16 protein-coding genes and 1 pseudogene are annotated in these 17,270 nt (G+C 57.4%); 10 read left to right on the top strand and 7 right to left on the bottom strand.

All coding sequences use genetic code 11. The features are described from left to right. Positions 1-14: 14 nt before the first annotated feature. Both KBZ22_RS02860 and KBZ22_RS02855 read left to right on the top strand, forming a co-directional pair. The gene (locus KBZ22_RS02860; protein WP_255020921.1) at positions 15-3,209 is read left to right on the top strand and encodes a bluetail domain-containing putative surface protein; all 3,195 of its coding nucleotides are present in this window, start codon (positions 15-17) and stop codon (positions 3,207-3,209) included. Further along, positions 3,196-4,248: a hypothetical protein gene (locus KBZ22_RS02855; RefSeq protein WP_255020920.1), complete on the top strand. Its 1,053-nt coding sequence runs from the start codon at positions 3,196-3,198 to the stop codon at positions 4,246-4,248. Before KBZ22_RS02860 ends, KBZ22_RS02855 begins: the two co-directional genes overlap by 14 nt. Here the strand turns inward: KBZ22_RS02855 and KBZ22_RS02850 are convergent. Next, complete coding sequence (locus KBZ22_RS02850) at positions 4,164-5,270, bottom strand: lipopolysaccharide assembly protein LapB (protein WP_255020919.1); 1,107 nt, start codon at positions 5,268-5,270, stop codon at positions 4,164-4,166. The two genes, KBZ22_RS02855 and KBZ22_RS02850, sit on opposite strands and share 85 nt — an antisense overlap. A 254-nt stretch (positions 5,271-5,524) precedes the next feature. Between KBZ22_RS02850 and KBZ22_RS02845 the strand changes: the two are divergent. Continuing rightward, positions 5,525-6,497, top strand: a pseudogene (locus tag KBZ22_RS02845) (IS1595 family transposase). Positions 6,498-7,834: 1,337 nt separating this feature from the next. After that, positions 7,835-8,095: a Nif11 family protein gene (locus KBZ22_RS02840; protein WP_255020918.1), complete on the top strand. Its 261-nt coding sequence runs from the start codon at positions 7,835-7,837 to the stop codon at positions 8,093-8,095. A gap of 16 nt (positions 8,096-8,111) precedes the next feature. Here the strand turns inward: KBZ22_RS02840 and KBZ22_RS02835 are convergent, their stop codons facing one another. From KBZ22_RS02835 to KBZ22_RS02815, 5 genes are all read right to left on the bottom strand, one after another. Then, positions 8,112-8,669, bottom strand: a complete 558-nt coding sequence (locus KBZ22_RS02835; protein WP_255020917.1) for a hypothetical protein — start codon at positions 8,667-8,669, stop codon at positions 8,112-8,114. Between the two features lie 59 nt (positions 8,670-8,728). Next, on the bottom strand, positions 8,729-9,790 hold the full coding sequence (locus tag KBZ22_RS02830) for a methyltransferase domain-containing protein (protein ID WP_255020916.1): 1,062 nt from the start codon (positions 9,788-9,790) through the stop codon (positions 8,729-8,731). 27 nt (positions 9,791-9,817) lie between these two features. Next, complete coding sequence (locus KBZ22_RS02825; protein ID WP_255020915.1) at positions 9,818-10,279, bottom strand: hypothetical protein; 462 nt, start codon at positions 10,277-10,279, stop codon at positions 9,818-9,820. Between the two features lie 37 nt (positions 10,280-10,316). Further along, the gene (locus KBZ22_RS02820; protein ID WP_255020914.1) at positions 10,317-10,898 is read right to left on the bottom strand and encodes a hypothetical protein; all 582 of its coding nucleotides are present in this window, start codon (positions 10,896-10,898) and stop codon (positions 10,317-10,319) included. A gap of 73 nt (positions 10,899-10,971) precedes the next feature. Then, the gene (locus KBZ22_RS02815; RefSeq protein WP_255020913.1) at positions 10,972-11,892 is read right to left on the bottom strand and encodes an NAD(P)-dependent oxidoreductase; all 921 of its coding nucleotides are present in this window, start codon (positions 11,890-11,892) and stop codon (positions 10,972-10,974) included. A gap of 49 nt (positions 11,893-11,941) precedes the next feature. Between KBZ22_RS02815 and KBZ22_RS02810 the strand changes: the two genes are divergently transcribed. The 6 genes from KBZ22_RS02810 to KBZ22_RS02785 all read left to right on the top strand — a co-directional run bounded on the left by KBZ22_RS02810 (position 11,942) and on the right by KBZ22_RS02785 (position 16,911). Further along, positions 11,942-12,430, top strand: coding sequence for a Fur family transcriptional regulator (locus KBZ22_RS02810; protein WP_396111536.1), 489 nt, complete (start codon positions 11,942-11,944; stop codon positions 12,428-12,430). Positions 12,431-12,557: 127 nt separating this feature from the next. Next, positions 12,558-12,953 carry a DUF1622 domain-containing protein gene (locus KBZ22_RS02805; RefSeq protein ID WP_254942528.1) on the top strand — a complete coding sequence of 132 codons (396 nt, stop codon included), beginning with the start codon at positions 12,558-12,560 and terminating at the stop codon, positions 12,951-12,953. Further along, on the top strand, positions 12,950-13,330 hold the full coding sequence (locus tag KBZ22_RS02800) for a YidH family protein (RefSeq protein ID WP_254959647.1): 381 nt from the start codon (positions 12,950-12,952) through the stop codon (positions 13,328-13,330). The genes KBZ22_RS02805 and KBZ22_RS02800 overlap by 4 nt, the downstream gene beginning before the upstream one ends. A 49-nt stretch (positions 13,331-13,379) precedes the next feature. Then, entirely contained in the window at positions 13,380-14,240 is an 861-nt protein-coding gene (locus KBZ22_RS02795) for a bile acid:sodium symporter (RefSeq protein WP_254942526.1), read from the top strand. 189 nt (positions 14,241-14,429) lie between these two features. Further along, positions 14,430-15,932, top strand: coding sequence for an arylsulfatase (locus KBZ22_RS02790; RefSeq protein WP_254942525.1), 1,503 nt, complete (start codon positions 14,430-14,432; stop codon positions 15,930-15,932). 10 nt (positions 15,933-15,942) lie between these two features. Continuing rightward, positions 15,943-16,911, top strand: a complete 969-nt coding sequence (locus KBZ22_RS02785; RefSeq protein ID WP_254942524.1) for a formylglycine-generating enzyme family protein — start codon at positions 15,943-15,945, stop codon at positions 16,909-16,911. Here the strand turns inward: KBZ22_RS02785 and mscL are convergent. Next, positions 16,891-17,268, bottom strand: a complete 378-nt coding sequence (gene mscL / locus KBZ22_RS02780; RefSeq protein WP_254942523.1) for a large conductance mechanosensitive channel protein MscL — start codon at positions 17,266-17,268, stop codon at positions 16,891-16,893. The two genes, KBZ22_RS02785 and mscL, sit on opposite strands and share 21 nt — an antisense overlap. Between the last annotated feature and the right edge of the window lie 2 nt (positions 17,269-17,270).

Raw genomic sequence — 17,270 nt, 5'->3', positions numbered from 1 at the left:
GCAAGCTCACCTTTGTGCCCGCTGCCAATGCCAATGGCGATGGATATTCCTCTTTTCAGTTCAAGGTACTGGATCAGGCCGATGCCGCGTCAGCCGCATCCACCGTCACGATCGATGTCACCCCTGTGGATGATGCACCTGTCAGTCTTAGGGACCTGAATCTTCTTGACCAAGCCTATGAGACAGGTTCGAGTCCACTGGGTATAACTCTAGATTCTGTCGACGCCCACGGAGCTGCCGGCGCCCTGTTTGCTGAGATCCTCGACCCAGATGATGATCAGTTGCTGATCACAGCTGTTCGATGGAAGGATGTGTCTGGTTCACAGACCAACAACCAGTGGAGCGAAGTTAGCACAACGCAGGCCACCACAATCGAGGGCATCTATGGAACGCTAACGCTTGCTTCTGATGGCTCTTTTACATACGTCGTTAAGGACCAACATGTCGGCTTCTTGACCCTTTTTGATGGCCAGAGTCTTGTGGATTATTTCCGCCTGCAAATCTCCGATGGACACGGTGATCCGATAGATCAGGATCTCAATATTGGTATCAATGGCCGGGACGAAGTTGCGAAACCCACCATTGCGTTGGTTTCTGCGGACGATCGTGTGAACCGGGCAGAAAAAGGCACAGGCGTCACACTGACAGGGCTCGCCCCTGGTGCCAGCACGGTGGATGTCAGCTGGGGTGCCACAACAAAGCATATATCGGTTACCAATGGAGCCTGGTCTACACACTTTGCTACCACGACTGATCCAAATCAGAGCAATCCGCTCTTAGCGGTTATCTCTGAAATTCCTGACGATTGGCAAGACACAACGATCCGAATTACAGCCTTTGATCACGATGGCCACGCCTCTCTGCAGACCGAGCGTGCAGTGGTGGTTGACACCAGTTTCCCCACCATGCCCTGGCTTAGCCAAGTGGCAGGAGATGATCAGATCAACGCTTCCGAAAAACAAAACGGCATCACACTCATTGGAAAAGCTGAAGCCGGAGCTACTGTCACACTGAATTGGGCCACAGCTACCAAAACGGCTCTTGCCACTGCCAATGGATTTTGGTCGGTTCAGCTGGCATCCAGCGAGATCCCAGATGATAGTCCGCGTTCAACACTTCTTTTTTCAGCAACTGATCAAGCCGGCAATACGTCCCTTGTTAGTCGATACTGGGTTGGTATCGATACAGTCTCACCACAAATTCCCACCTTTGAGCCCATAACCAGTGACGGCATCATTAACATCAAAGAGTCTGGGCTTGGTATCCACATCTCTGGTCAAATTGAGAGGGGCTGCGCTCTTCTCCTGACATGGGACAATTTGTTTATACGCCCATTTGTATGGCCTTCAGGCAGGTGGAGCCAGTGGATCACTGCTCAACAGCTGGCCAGTCTTGACCTAAATGCTCCGATCATTGCCACTGTGACCGATAAGGTTGGCAACAGCACGATCTCTCCTCCTTTCCATCCAACGTTTGACCTGCTGGCACCCAAAGTACCGCTGGTTGAATCCCTTGGTGTGCTCGTGAATGGGCAGCAGGTCATCAACGCAATCACCAAAGCAGCTGGTGTACTGCTAATAGGGAAGACAGGCAGTGCAGACGCAGCCAGCACCATTCGTGTTATGTGGGGTAGAACTGACAAGACTACCCTTGTGAACTCAGATGGTAGTTGGAGTATCCTCTTTAGTGCTACTGAGCTGCCAGCTGACACTGCGGCATCTGTTGTCAGCGTTCAGGCAACTGATGCCGCTGGTAATTCTTCATCCATCACAACCCAAACTATCTTGATCGATACGAAGGCACCTGATACTCCTAAAATATTAACGATTGCTGGAGACGACCTAATCTCAGCCGCAGAAGCCTTGACAGGTGTCATCGTTGAAGGCGTGGCTGAACCTGCCACCTCCATCACCTTGTCCTGGTCGTCACTCACACGCACCACAACAACAACAAGTGGTGGCACCTGGAGCATTTCTTTCAATTCCAGCGAGCTTGGCTTCTTAAGCCAGGGCGCCACCAGCCTGAGCGTCCTGGCTAATGATCTGGCCGGTAACCATTCGAGCAGCGTCAGCAGGAATGTGCAACTGGCCACAATTGCACCTGCTGTACCCTCGTTGGATGCTGTAGCAGCGGATAATCGTATTAATCTAGTTGAGGCACAATATGGCATTACTCTCCATGGTAGGTCTGAAGTTAACAGCCAAATCAATGCTCGCTTAGGAGCCAGAAGCTTCACTGGTAAGGCCGATCCGAGTGGCACTTGGAGTATTCGTATTCGTTCTTCGGATTTGCCTTCGGCTGATGGCACAGCAATGCTGCACCTTAGTGCTATCAATGCTTCTGGTTTAGAAAGCAATGTACTCACCCAAGCTCTGCAGATCGACCGCAGTGCCCCCAGGCTTCTCAGTCAGACAGTTTCTGGTAATAAAGTGCTCCTTTTGTTCTCTGAGGATCTTGCCTCTTCTAGTCTCGTAGCCAACAACTTCCAGGTCCTGGAGAATCGCAGCCTTGTTCCTGTGATGCAAGCTGGGATCGCAAGCACTCAAGCTAATCTTGTTGAACTAACTCTAGGTCGCCAACCCGCCTCCAGTTCAACGCTCAGCACGACTTACAGCCCTATGAGCGGTGGAAGATCTCTTGTTGATATCAGCGGTAATTCGGTTAGTGCCTTTAGTAATAATGTTGTCAATAGTTTTCGTTCCACTTCTTCGGTGGTGAATCTCGCAGCAACTTACCGCGCTGTTGAGCTATTTGGGTCTGATCCCATTAGTGGAGTTGGAAATGCAATGGCCAACAGCATCACAGGCAATGATGCTGGCAACATCTTGGAGGGTCGAGCTGGAGGAGATACTCTCACCGGGCTGGGGGGTAGCGATGTCTTCCGTTACTCTGTGCTCAGTGACTCACTGCTTAACGAATATGATTGGATTACCGACTTAGCGATTGGATTTGATCGTATTGATGCACCTCACGCAGTCACTTTTGGCGGTATCCGTCAGCTCGGATCCGTTTCAGCGCTCACTAACGTCGCCTTGCGGCAAGTGCTTTCTTCTGATAACTTTGTCGCAAATGGTGTTTCCAGCTTCAGCTTCGGTACCCGTACTTTCCTTGCTCTTAATGATTCTATCGCTGGATTCAGTTCCTCAAGAGACGCCGTAATTGAGATCACAGGCTACTCCGGTAGTCTCAACCAGCTTGAAATTATTTGATCGTGATGTCGATTGGTTCGTGATGGTGTCATCGGATTGGGAGCAGATTAAGCAATCATTTTTAGAGCTTGGTGGTGATGTCCAGAACCTCGAGCCTCGAGTTGGCATTAGAGGCCGTGGACTTTTCTCGCTGGATTCTTCAAATCCATCTCGAATCTTTTGTCCTAAGCAGCTCTTGCTGCCGACCATTCATCTCCAATTTCTTGACAACGGCGGCATCTCGATCATGGATAGCTTGTGCTTGCCTGATAATGCCATCCATTTTCTCCATGATTATTACAATTATTGGAGTTGGTCGGGTGGTGGCCGGTCAGAGGCATTGAGTTTTCTTGAGGGGCTCAGCAAGTTACCCATTCAATACAGGCATAAGCTGATTGCCTTGGGCTTACTTTCGCCAAGTCTGTTGATCCCTTCATTGGCAGAATCATCGCTATATAGGCGCTTTATTTCTACCCGCACCGTTTCCTATGAAGGCTCCCATGTTCTTGCGCCGGTATGGGATCTTGTGAACCACAGTGCCTTTTCCCAGCCCTTCCTTAAGACTAGCAACGGGATCGAAACGCCGCCCCGTGGCGATGCACAAGAACATCTGCATAATTATTTAACATTAAAGAGTCCACTTGGAATGTGGGCTCATTATGGTTTCAGTTCCCATTCGACCGTAGCCTTTTCCTGCCCGATTACCCTCTCTAGTGTGCTCTCGCCCTTTCTATTGCAATGCCTAGGTGAGCACTACTCCGAGGCATCTTATCGCGGGAATAATCTTTGGGTTGACAATCAAGTGATTGTTGTGCGTTGTCTTCCCATTGGAAGTATTTCGGCGGCTCTGCCAGTTGCTACGTTGCTCTCACTTCTTCGGCCTCTTGGCCTTGCGGATGCTGTTGTGTTTGACTTTTTCCATCAGCTCACAGATTGGAACATCGCCATTCGATCCGAGCTTCTTCAGGGAATCAGTCACATTTCGTCGTCTTGCTTGGATTCCCTTCGAAATGGTCTCTCTCTCGAGTTGGATCTCATAACTGAATCAGGTGTCGGGTAGCTTGTTGTAGCTAGCATCTGCGTGCAAAAGCTTGTGCCAAGAGAGGCTATGGTCTCAACAAAGCCTAGGTCGTTTAGTAGTGTAGGGTTTAGCCTAGTGGCTTTTCTGATGTAGCTTTTTAGGCTGATCAGGCTATTTCCCTTCGCAATACGGGCAAGATTACGCATGGCCATTGTGTGACCAGGGTTTGCCTCAAGGGCTAGCAAGTAATGCTGAGTTGCTTTTGAAATGTCGCCCATGGCCTCGCAAGTATTGGCAAGATTATTGTGTGAGTCTGCATAGTTGGGATTTGCCTCTATGGCACTTTCATACGCGCTGATTGCTTCTTCGATATTGCCTTTCTGTCTAAGGGTGTTTGCAAGGCAAAAATACGGCTCGCAGGCTGATCGATCGCGCTTAATCTCTGCCAAAAAGGCTTCTACTGCCTGATCGTATTCGCCAATTTGATGCAAGGAGCTCCCAAGGTTGGTGAGGACGCCGGGCAACTCGCGATTCATCTCGCAAGCCTTCTTGTAGGCACTTATTGCATCTTCGAATAGTGCTTGTTGAGCAAGGATGTTGCCAAGATTGTTGTATGCTTCGGCGTAATTCGGCTTAAGTTCGATGGCCCTATTGTAGGCAGATATTGCGTGGCCTGTTCTGCCCATTACTTTCTGCAGATTCCCGTATTCAAAGTGCCTGGTGGGATTTGAAGGGTCGAATCTTAGTGCCTCTTGGAAGCATTCGATCGCTAACCCGAGTTCGCCCTGCTGTTGGTAGATGGAGCCTAGGTGCCAGTGGGCATCGGGCACTTCAGGTTTTATGGCTATAGCCATCTTGAAGTTGTCAATGGCGTCGTCAAGCCTATTTTGCATCCAAAAGATGGCGCCGAGCTTGCAAAGTAAGATGTGACTTGAACCGGCACGTCTCGCTAGCTTGCGCAGAACTAGTTCAGCCTGCCTGGCTTTCCCCTGCTTGACAAGTTTGTCTGCAAGTCTGAGCTTCTCGTCAAGTTTGACGGAGCCAGGAGCGGAGTGGTTCATTGCCCGAGCTTGGTGTGTCGCATGTCCATCTAGATTCCTATCAGCTTAGCTGTTCTTGTCCCATTGCCTGTGTAATTTAGCGTAATTCTCGGTTTTGGCTCTTCCCGATTTTGTGGACACTGTTCAGTAATTAGCATAAGTGTGTGTACTGGCTGCGATGAACTGCTGCTCATAGTCATTCGTAATTACCCAGCTCACTCCGCGCAGGGCGAACTGGCCGCACGGGGGGCTGGTACGCATATACCAGTCAGTCCATGTCGCGCAGTGCCGTCCAGTTCCAGAAAGGCCTCTCGTTGCCTGAGTTCCAACGGCTCTACGGCACCGAGGAACAATGTGAGGCTGCTCTGGAGAAGGTCTGCTGGCCCGATGGGTTCCGATGTCCGCGTTGCCAATGTCACGAGCATGGGATGGTCTACGGCCGGCGACTTAAGCGCTACCAGTGCCGATCCTGTGGGCATCAGGCCACGCTCACGTCCGGCACGATCATGCAGGCCACCAAGCTGCCGCTGACCACTTGGTTTCTAGCCTTTTATCTGATCGGCCAGGCCAAAACTGGGATCTCTTCACTGCAACTCAGCCGCCACCTGGGCGTCAACTACGACACGGCTTGGCTGTTGCACAACAAGATCCTGCGCGCCATGACTGAGCGGGAGGACTACCTGCTTCGGGGAAAGATTCAGATGGATGATTCCTACCTCGGCGGAGAACTGCCGGGGGGCAAGGCAGGTCGGGGATCAGAGAACAAGATCCAAATCGTTGCGGCCGTCTCCTTGAACGAGGCTGGACATCCAATTCACGCCAGGATCACAGCCGTTAGTGGCTTCTGCTCAGAAGCGATCGCTGAATGGGCCAAACGCCATCTGATGCCCGGCAGCCAGGTGCTCTCCGATGGCTTGGCCTGCTTCCGAGCCGTGACGACAGCCAACTGCATCCACAAGTCTGTTGTCACCGGTGGCAAGCACCCCAACGACCTGCCGCAGTTCCGCTGATTCAACACGTTGCTGGGCAACCTCAAGACCAGCTTCTGCGGCACCTTTCATGCCTTCAACTACCGCTACGCGGGCCTGCGGCTATGACAAGTACGCCCGGCACTAGCTGGGCGGCTTCTGCTTCCGCTTCAACCGGCGTTTCTCAATGGCTGCGATGACGGAACGGATCGCCAATGCAGTCTGCTGCTGCACTCCTTGCACGGAGCGCGATCTCAGGCTTGCGGAGCTTTATGGGTAATCACGTCCCATTTTGCCAGTCTCAGAACAAAATTTAAACTGATTTCAATTACCTGAAAGTCCACTTTCTTATAGAGACTTGACTATCGCTCGTAAAGAGTCAAAGGTTGCCTTTGCATCGACCCCGCTGACTCCGATGGAATAGACACCGAGTGAGGGATCACAACGCATGGACATTGATGCAGGGGTGCTAGGTTTGGACGCGTGAAAGTCTCCTGCCTTCTGGTTTGCATCCAGAATCTCTTGTTGATTCTCTGTAAATCCTGCTTTCGATGCTGCTGTCTTGGCATTCGACAGGCATTCTTTGAGCGTTCCTGAGAGGAGATCTCCAAAGGTATAAACAGCAGTCGCTGCCCTGGCGGTGGAACACAGTAAGGCGCTCGTCAGCCCAATGGAGACAGCAGTTTTCTGTAACAATACAAGCATTCTGTGTCGACTATTCGAATTTATCATTTTATCTTATCAGTCGGCGCATGTGATCTCCAGGTGTTCGGTCTCGGATTTTGTGATTGCACAGTTCACAAGCAATATTTGCTGAATCCTGGTGTCTATGGGTCGAGCAAGGACGACGACTACGGACGGTGATTTGCTGGTTGCAAATGAGTCTTGCATCCCAACTACAATGCTTGCCAGGAGATCAAGCATTTGCTAAGTCCGTCTACTGCTTGCCCTCCTCATAGTTGGAGTTTTGGTTCCTAATGGGTTCTGACTCGAATGCGCAGCACATATCAGTCGCTCATGCTCCTTGTTGAATCATCCCCACAACTCCAACCCAAGACCCGCCAATGCTGCCGCCCTTCTGAGGCATGAGGACGCAGCAACCTCAGCAGCGGGTGGCCTGGGACTTGGTCTCCAATGGTTACGATGCCACTGCTGAGTAATGGAGCAAGTCACCGTCGGCGGTAGGGATAGTCAGGCGCCCCGTAACCACAACGGCACCACCAACCTCCTGAACGCTCTGAACCTCCCAGCACCAACCAGGAGCACGATGGTGAAGGTGGCGGGCAATGTTGTTCCATGGGCAGTAGGTCAGGGTTGCTGTGCCCTGCTTGCTGGTCGTGAGGTGCCGAGGGTCAATAGGGCGAGAAAGATCCGCCAAGGTTTCGGCAGTGGGTCGCAAAGAAAACTTGATGGCAGCAGGTGCCTGAGTACCGTTGCTGGTTGCCTTGAGCATTTGATTGACTCTCTGTGGAGTTCATTGTTGCAGTTATAATGCAAATACGCTGCTCCTGTGAAGTTCGGTGTTTCAATTGTGATGTATATATGCTGCTACCGTGAATTTCTTTGCTCTGAGATCCTGCCTTCTCCCACAATGGTTCGACCACTTCAGCACTCTGGATGCATTACCCCTCGCCACCGCTACTTGATGTGCTGGATCACTTCATTTATCGGATGGATGGAGACCCTGAGTTGCGGCGTGAGTTTTATGCCTCTACCACCCCAGAGGAGATGGTTGAACTGGCGGAGCACTGCGGCATCTCGATTGATGCCGGCGACTTCCGTGCTCTGCTGGGAGGCGGCAGCACGGAGTTTTGGGTTGTTGGTGGCGCGGATTCTGCCAATCCCGTTGTCCACCTACAACATGTATTTGGCGCCTGATGCTCGGTAGTGAGTATCAGGTCACCTGGGTCAAGCAGAGATAGGTGCTCACAAGCGGTTGTGCCCGAGCATCCCGCTGTGCCTGACCCTGAAGACCCTTGATGGCATCACGAAATTCTGGGTCGTAGTCCCAACTGGTTCGTGATCGCTGCTTGAGTACCCAACCACCAGTGGCACGAACACCAAATCTCAGTTCAGCATCGCCAAAGGTGCTCAGCAGTTCAGCGTCTATCACCTGCCGTTCCTGCTCAAGGTTCTTGATGGTGACCTGCCAGGTGCCGTTGATGCGCTCCTGGCTCCACCCCTGCAGGGGCAGCCACAACACGGCATGTTGACTGCCCTGCACCCGCCGCAGTTCGATCTGTCCCTGCCCTTCCAGGTGCAGCAGCTGCAGGGGGCCGGTCTGGCCCCAGGCCATGCGGCACAGGAAGCGCTTGGCGGGCGTGCGAAGCGTGCTGCGGTGCTCCCCCAGGGAGCTGCCGACTACCGTCTGCCACTCGTCAAAGTCGACGCTCTCGACCAGTGGCTTCAGCTCCGGTGCCTGAAACAGCGTTGGCAGCAGGGCATTGTTCAAGCGCAGATTGCAGGCAAGGGACGACGGTGGGCGCGAAGTCGGGGTTGGGGTGCTGGCGTTCAGCAGCAGCTGGCCTGACTGGCAGAGCTGTTGCTGCTGCCCTCAGGGCTTGCCGTGAAGGGCAGGCTGCTGCCGCAGCCGGGGAACAGGCCGAAGTGGCGGCTGAAGTCGCCGATGAACTCGAAATGGGGCGAAAACCGGGTGGCCTGCAGCATCCGGAAGCTGTTGCCGCACACCGGAAACACCCGGCCGGTTTCGATGCCGTGGTGGCCATCGAGGTCGAAGCGGTGGGGGTGATGGGGGATGGTGCCTCGGTAGATCACGGCCTGGCCATGGTCTTCGCAGGCATCTTCCAGCTCGGCGATGTGGAACAGGCGGTAGGTGGCGGCATAGAAGCGGGCCTCGCCCACCAGCGGCGCCAGGGCTGGCTCAGTGATCTGGAGCTCGCGGTCGCTCACCAGCCGTGGGTCGGGGAAGCCGGCGCCCTTGGCGAGGCGCAGGAAGTCGTTCCAGTAGAGCGCTCCGCCCAGGCATTCGCCGTAGAGCACCGGATCGCGCCGCACCGCTTCAGGTAGGCGCCGATCGACGTACACATCGGAGAAGTACATCTCTCCGCCTGGCTTGAGCAGTCGTTTCACCCCCTGCAGCACCGCCGCCTTGTCGGTGGAGAGGTTGAGAACGCAGTTGCTCACCACCACATCGAAACTGCCGGGCTCCAGGGGCAGGGCCTCGAGGGCTTCGATCGTGCCTTCCAGAAACGACACGTTGGCGTAGCCGAACTGCTCGGCATGGAAGGCCAGGTGCTCGCGGGCCACCGCCAGCTGCTCCGCCGTCATGTCGACGCCCACCACCGAGCCGCTGGGCCCCACCAGCTGGGCCAGGGCGTAGACGTCCCGGCCCGTGCCGCAGCCCAGATCGAGGATGCGGCAGCCCTCCAGCAGGGGCGGGCACACCAGGCCGCAGCCGTAGTAGCGCGCCAGCACATCGGGGTGGATCCGGGCCAGCAGCGGCCGCAGCCAAGCCGGCACCGCATCGGCATCGCAGCAGGCGCTGGTTTTGAGGTCGGCCGTGCCGGTGAGCTCCTGGCCGTAATAGGCCTGGACGGCGGCTTGGGTGGGCATGGCAGCTCGCGACCTGGGGAGATGGGTTCAGTTTGCCTTCGGCGCCGCGGGGGCGGCGGCGGTGCAGGAGCGATCCAGGGTCTGCAGGTACCGATCCAGGGGTTCGCGGGCCATCAAGCGTGCCTCCGCCTCCCGCGGCCATTGGTCGGGCCGATAGAGCAGCTGCAGCTCGCGGCGATCCCGACGCCCCAGCTGGTGCAGCAGGGCATCGCTGCCCAGCAGGGGGGTGCCGCGCAGGCACAGCGACTGCACCGCATGCCAGCCCTCGTGCAGCAGGGTTTCCAGCTGGTTACCCCTGGGGCAGACCACTACCTCGCGCCGGCCGCGCACGTACAACCCAAAGAGCTGGGGCTCGGCGCAGCGGGGATGCTCCCGGCGGATCACGAACCCCCGCTGCTCAAAGGCGGCGATGGCCTCCTGCAGCTTGTCGCCCCTGGCGTTGGCCCCCAGGGGCTGCAGTATCACCACGGCAAGGAGGGTGGCGCACACCCCACCTGCCGGCCGCTTCCACCCACGACCTGCCATCTCAGTAAGTGTCGACCCGCATCGGCTTCAGTTGCCAGCTCGCCTCTCCCGGCACGAGCTTGTAGCTGATCTGCCGGGTGCCTCCAGTGGGCTTGGCATTGCTATCGCCGGGGCGGTAAATCGGGAATCGGCGGGCCAGGGTGAGCTCCACCACCGCGAATTCATCGTGGCCCTGGTAGCCCTTGGCGGCCTGGCCGCTGAGCTCCGGCATGTGAATCGTGGAGAGTGAGCGGCGCCCCTTGTTCAGGGCCCAACCCTCCACCGAGCCATAGCTGCCACTGCCGGCACTGGTGATGAACACATACACCTCTGGCAGTCCGTTGGCATCGAGATCGGCCACCTCCACACCGCTGACGCTGCCGAGAATCTCCTGCCGAATCGGGGCTATGGCCTGGGGGGTGCCGCTGGTGGCGATGGTGAGTTGGCGCACCGAGCCCTCCCCCTTGCTGCTCACTGTGAAGGTGACTCCTTGAAGGGAGGCCCGGGTGGGGTTGGCGGGTGCGGCCAGGGCAGGGCAGGAGCCGCCGATGGCCAGGGCCGCGGCGAGGGCTCCACCGAGCAGGCGCGGATGGGAGTGGGTCATGGCAGGGGCATGAATTCCCTGCAGTGTTGGTGACCCGCTGCGGCCTGTCATCCCCCGCCAGGGGGAGGGGCCTTCAGCTCCAACCACCAATTTCGCTCTCCAGCGCCTCCGCCAGGGCGGTCACCAGACGCTGGCGGGCTTGGCGGGAAGCCCAGCCGATGTGGGGCGTCAAGATCAGGTTTGGCACCTTTTTAAGGGCCTCCAACTCGTCGCCTGGTGGCTCCTTTTCAAGCACGTCGAGGGCGGCTCCAGCCAGGCGGCCCTGCTCCAGGGCTTCAATTAGGGCCGGCAGCGCGATCAGGCCGCCCCGGCCCAGGTTCACCAGCACGGCAGTCGGCTTCAACCAGCTCAGCCGCTCGGCGTTGATCAGGCCCTGGGTCGCCGGGTTGAGCGGGGCATGCAGGCTCAGCACATCCGCCTGGCGCAGGGCGGCTTCGAGTTCGCTGGCATTGCTGCGGCTGGTGATCAGCCGCACCTCCATCCCGAAGGCCTTCGCAACGGCCGCCACGCCTCGGCCGATGCTGCCGGCTCCCACCACGGTGAGGGTGCGGCCGGCTAATTCATTAAATTCCGGCTCTACCAGGGAAAAGACTGGGCTGCGTTGCCAGTCGCCCTGCAGCACCTGGCGCCGCCGGTTTTGCAGATCGCAGACCAGCTCGAGGATCAACGCCCAGGTCACCTGCACCACCGAGGCCGTGCTGTATCTACCGGCATTGCGCACGGCGATACCCAGCTCGCTGCAGGCCTGGCCATCGATCTGGTCGGTGCCGGTGCTAGCTGCGCAAATCAGCCGCAGCTGGGGCAGTTGCCGCAGCAGCTCCCCATCCAGCTGGATCTTGTTGGTGATTGCGATCGCGGCCCCCTGCAGTCGCTCCAGGCGTAGTTCCGGCGGGGTGCTGGGCCAGCAGATCAGCTCGGCATGACGCTCCAGGGGGGCCAGGTCTACAGGGCCCAGGCTGAGGGCATCGAGAAAGACGGCCCGGGGTTTGCGCATGGCACCTCTTCGCAACTGCATCTATTGTTGAGAAGACTGGGATCACGCTGTGACCGCCCGACTCAGCCCTGGAGCCCAGCCCCCCGCTGCAACCCTTCCCGCCGGTGGAGATGGCCTGCGCTCCAGCCTGCACGATCGCGGCCAGAGGCTGACGCCCCAGCGCCAGCGGGTGTTGGCCCTGTTTGAGCGCATTGGTGAAGGCAGCCACCTGGGCGCTGAAGAGGTGCACCAGCGCCTGCTGCGCAGCGAGGAGCGGGTGTCGCTCGCCACCGTGTATCGCACCTTGCGGCTGCTCAGCTCCATGGGGCTGCTGCAGGAGCTGGAGCTCCCAGAGGGTGGTCGCCGCTTTGAGTTGGCCAGTGACGCCCACCGCGACCATCACCATCTGGTGTGTGTGCGTTGCGGCCGCACTGAGGAATTTGAAAATTCAGCGGTGCTCCAGGCTGGCGAGCAGGCCGCGGGCGCCTATGGCTTCCGCTTGCTTGAGTGCGTGCTCAACGTCCGGGCCCTCTGCCCCAGCTGTGCGGCGTCTGAGTAGTCCCGCATACACATAAAGGCAATCCCTAAGCGCAGCGTTTTGCAAATGCGTCGGCACAGCTGACGGCAGCGGCAGTGCTCCTTAGCTTTGGGAAAGCGAACGCATCCATGCTTGCCAGCTGCCTTCGATGCCTAGCTCCGAGCCCAGCTTGTTGGTTGTTTTTGATCAGGGACTAGCCACGTTGGCCATGGCCCTGCGCAGCGTGCTTGAGGCCCTCTCCCTGGGCACGGTGCTGCTCGGTTTGTTGATCACCCTGGGCCAAGCCTGGCAGGGCTGGCGTGCCCGGCGGCGCGGCTCCACTGCTTTTCAGGCGGTGAGGCTCACCTTCGGCAGCTGGTTGGCGATGGCCCTGGAGTTTCAGCTCGGGGCAGATATCGTGGCCACCTCCACTTCCCCCACCGGCGCCCATCTGGTGCAATTGGGCGTGGTGGCCGTGATCCGCACCTTGCTCAATGTGTTCTTGGCCCGTGATTTGGAGGCTGAAGCATCCCATCAATCCCTGAGCCCGGAGGGGCGCCGATGAATCTCACCAACGAACTGGCCAAGCAACGCAACCGGGATGCGGCCGAACGCACCCTCATGGCCTGGATCCGCACCTGTCTCTCGCTGATCAGCTTTGGCTTCGGCTTAGACAAGATCGTGGGAGCAATTGATCGTGCCGCAGGTGGCCAAGGTGCCCAGGTGGAGTGGGGAGTGCAGCTAGTGGCGGCGGCCTTCACGATCACCGGGATTCTCGCCATGGCGGGAGCCACGGTCCAATACCGCAAAGAGCTGCGCCGTCTCCATCAAGACGACTACGTCTACCGAGACAAGCCCCAAATAGCTGCCGCTACAGCTGTGATGCTCACTTTGATCGGTGTGCTGGCACTGGGGCTGATTGCTGCCCGCGCCGGCAGCTAGGCCCTAGCCCGCTTTCTCTTTTTGATCTGCTGTTCCGCGCCTTGCTCCGATGGCTCAATCCCCGCCCCTGTTGGTTACTGCCACCCTGTTCGCGATCATGTTTGCCCTGGGGGTGGGCTTGCCCCTCGATGGCTTAGGTCGCTGGCAGCAGCACCGGGGTCTGCTGCTGCGTGGTCTCATCGGCACCTGCCTGCTCGTGCCTGTGGCAGCTGCGCTGTTGCTGTTGCTGCCGCCCACCATGGCCCTCTCCCAGCCGGCTCGATTTTCTATCGCCCTGATGGCTGTTTGCCCTAGTGCCCCCCTGCTGATGCGCAAGGCAGGCAAGCAAGGAGGGGATCGGATCCTGGCCGCCCTGCTCCAAGTGGCCGCAGCACTGGCGGCGATCATCACCATTCCCCTGCTGGCGAGCGGCTTCACCCGCATCTTTGGAGTTGAGGGTTGGCAGGTTCAGTCGCACCATGTAGCCGCGCAGGTGGCGCTGGTTCAGCTGCTCCCCCTGTTGCTGGGCTTGTTAGTGAGGCGCTTTGCGCCCAGCTGGGCAAGCCGACTAGAGCCCTCCCTCGATCGCCTCGCTAATGGGCTGCTGCTGCTGCTCGTGTTGGTGGTGCTCGGGAAAACGGCGCCGCTTTTGGTTACCTATGTGGGCGCCAATCTGATTGCCCTGCCGGTTATGGCGGCTCTGGTGTTGATCAGCCTGGCTTTGGGCTATGGCCTCGCTAACCGAGATCCCTGCCTGGGGGTCACCCTGGCATTAGTAACATCAATGCGTAACCCGGGTCTTGCGTTGTTGCTGGCTGGCATTTATGCCCCGGAAATGCCAGCCGTCAAACTTGGAATTCTGGTGTATCTATTGATAACTGTGCTGCTATCGATTCCATTTCTGAGGTGGCAGCGGAGTCTTCAGTCCTGAAATATGTTGGATGGCAATCGAGCTGGCGGATTTGCCCCTGGTATTGATTTTTTGCGTTTACGCCAATATTTGCATTTGCGCAAATAAATACTGGCCTGAATATTTGGGTGTGAAGAAGTGCATAGCTTTCCAGCGATGTGCTGCAGGCAATCCATCCTTTAAGCAGGCGTATTCGTCTTCTTGCTTCCCATGCCAAACGGAAAACCCAACGTTCTCATCCTCTGGGGTGACGACATCGGTCAAAGCAATCTGAGTTGCTACAGCGATGGCTTGATGGGCTATCAGACCCCCAATATTGACCGCGTAGCCAAGGAGGGTGGTCGCTTCATCCACTACTACGCCGAACAGAGCTGCACCGCTGGTCGTGCGGCTTTCATCTCCGGCCAGAGCGTCTTCCGCACCGGTCTCAGCAAGGTGGGGCTGCCTGGCGCTGAAGCTGGCTTTAAAGCGGAAGATCCCACCATCGCTGAACTGCTCAAGCCCCAGGGCTATCGCACCGGCCAGTTTGGCAAAAACCACTTCGGCGATCGCGATGAGCATCTGCCGACCATGCATGGTTTTGACGAGTTTTTCGGCAACCTCTATCACCTCAACGCCGAGGAGGAGCCGGAGCTGCGCGACTATCCCAAGCCTGAGGATTTCCCGAACTTCAAGGAGCGCTTCGGCCCCCGCGGTGTTTTGCATTGCTGGGCAAATGGTGATGGCAGCCAACGGATTGAAAACACCGGCCCCCTAACCCGTAAGAGGATGGAGACGGCCGATGATGAATTCATGGCTGAGGCAAAGCGTTTCATTCGCGATGCCGTTGCCTCTGGCGAGCCCTTCTTCGTCTGGTTCAACACCACCCACATGCACTTCCGCACCTATGCGCGTGCCCAGGATGTGGGCCGCAGCGGTCGCTGGCAGTCGGAGTATCACGACGTGATGATCTATCACGACGAGTGCATTGGTGAAATGCTCAACCTGCTCGACGAGTTGGGTGTCACCGACGACACCATCGTGATGTACGGCACCGATAACGGTCCCCACATGAACAGCTGGCCTGATGCCGGCATGACACCCTTCCGCAGCGAGAAGAACACCAATTGGGAAGGGGCTTATCGGGTGCCGGCCCTAGTGCGCTGGCCGGGGCACATCGCTCCAGGCACAATCTTCTCGGGTATCTGTAGCCACCTCGACTGGCTGCCCACTATCCTTGCCGCGGCCGGTGAGCCTGATATCAAGGAGAAGCTAAAAGCGGGCTATCAGGTCGGTAGCAAGACCTTCAAGGTGCACCTTGATGGTTACAACATGCTCGACTACTGGACCGGCCAGGCGGATAAGAGTCCCCGGGTTGAGTTCTTCTACTTCTCCGACGACGGCGACCTCACAGGCCTGCGTTACGACAACTGGAAGTTTGTGTTCATGGAGCAGCGCTCCCAGGGCACTTGCCAGATCTGGGCCGAACCGTTTACGGCTCTGCGGGTACCCAAGATCTTCAACCTGCTCACCGACCCCTATGAGCGCGCTGATGTGACATCAAACACCTATTGGGACTGGATGTTTGATCACATTTTCCTTCTGGTACCAGCCCAGACCTACGTGGCCCAGTTCCTTGCCACCTTCGCCGAATACCCGCCTCGCCAAAAGGCTGCCAGCTTCTCACTGCAGCAGGTGATGGAGAAGATGGTGAATACTGTCGGCGGACCCTGATCCTGCCGCCATGTCAGCCGGCACCGCCCGATCCCCCGGTCGTCCCCCATTCCCTGGAATGGTGTGGATACCGGCGGGCGGCTTCCGGATGGGGTCAGACCACCACTACCCCGAGGAGGCTCCGGCCCATGACGTCGAGGTGGCTGGATTCTGGATCGATCGCACTCCCGTAACTAACGCCCAGTTTCGGAACTTTGTGAAGTCCACCGGCTACCGCACGCTGGCGGAGCAGCCAGCAAATCCCGCTCACTATCCCGGCGCCAATCAGGAACGATTGGCGCCGGCATCAATTGTTTTTGTTCCGCCTCCGGGCCCGCTGGGGCCTGGAAGCCACTACCGCTGGTGGCAATATCTTGCCGGAGCAAACTGGCGTCATCCGGAGGGACCGGGCAGCTCGATTAAGCGCCGCGAGCAGCATCCGGTGGTCCATGTCGCCTGGGACGACGTTTTTGCCTACGCCAGCTGGTGCGGCAAACAGCTGCCTACGGAGCAGGAATGGGAGCGGGCTGCTTGGGGCGGCCTGTGCAATGCCGAGTTTGCCTGGGGTGAAGAGCTCTATCCCGGTGGAGTTCCCCTAGCTAATACCTTTCAGGGTGATTTCCCCCACCACAACAGTCGCTTAGATGGCTACGAGCGCACCTCCCCTGTAGGTGCTTTTCCTACCAACGGCTATGGGTTAGTCGACATGATCGGCAATGTGTGGGAGTGGACCGATAGCTGGTATGGCCAGCACCAGCAGAGCACGGGAGCCTGTTGCGCCGATGCCGCCCAAGCCAAAGCGCGTGAAGCAAGCATCGATAGCCACTCCCAGCACGGCGAGCAACCACGCAAAGTGGTTAAGGGTGGTTCTTATTTATGTGCACCTAGCTATTGCCGTCGTTACCGACCAGCAGCCCGCATGGCCCAGGGGCTTGATACCTCCACGGGCCATATGGGTTTTCGCTGTGTGGTGAGGCCCTCAGAGCTGGCGACGCTCTAAAGCTTCTGCCAGGCGGGTAGCGGCAGCAGCGAGTTGAGCCTGGGGATCGGGAGCGGAGATCGGTCGTTCGCCACGCTTCATGGCTTCAATGCCGCGCACGATAAGGAACACCACGAAGGCGATCACGATGAAATTGATCAGCGCCACTATCACAGCTCCTGCTGGCCAAGCGCTGATAGCCGATACATTGGCAGCTTTCAAGGCAGGAGCAAGCAGTGAGGTCATCACAAGGCTGACGACCGCATCGACTACTTTGCCAAAAGCTCCACCGATAACTACGGCAACAGCGAGATCTACAACATTGCCTTTGTTGACGAAGTCCTTGAAGTCTGTGAGAAAATTAGAACGGCGTTTCATTG

The organism is Cyanobium sp. L1E-Cus (assembly GCF_024345755.1).
Lineage (GTDB): Bacteria > Cyanobacteriota > Cyanobacteriia > PCC-6307 > Cyanobiaceae > Cyanobium_A > Cyanobium_A usitatum.
The sequence above is the reverse complement of the archived record's forward strand: the minus strand, read 5'-3'. Positions and strand labels throughout refer to the sequence as shown.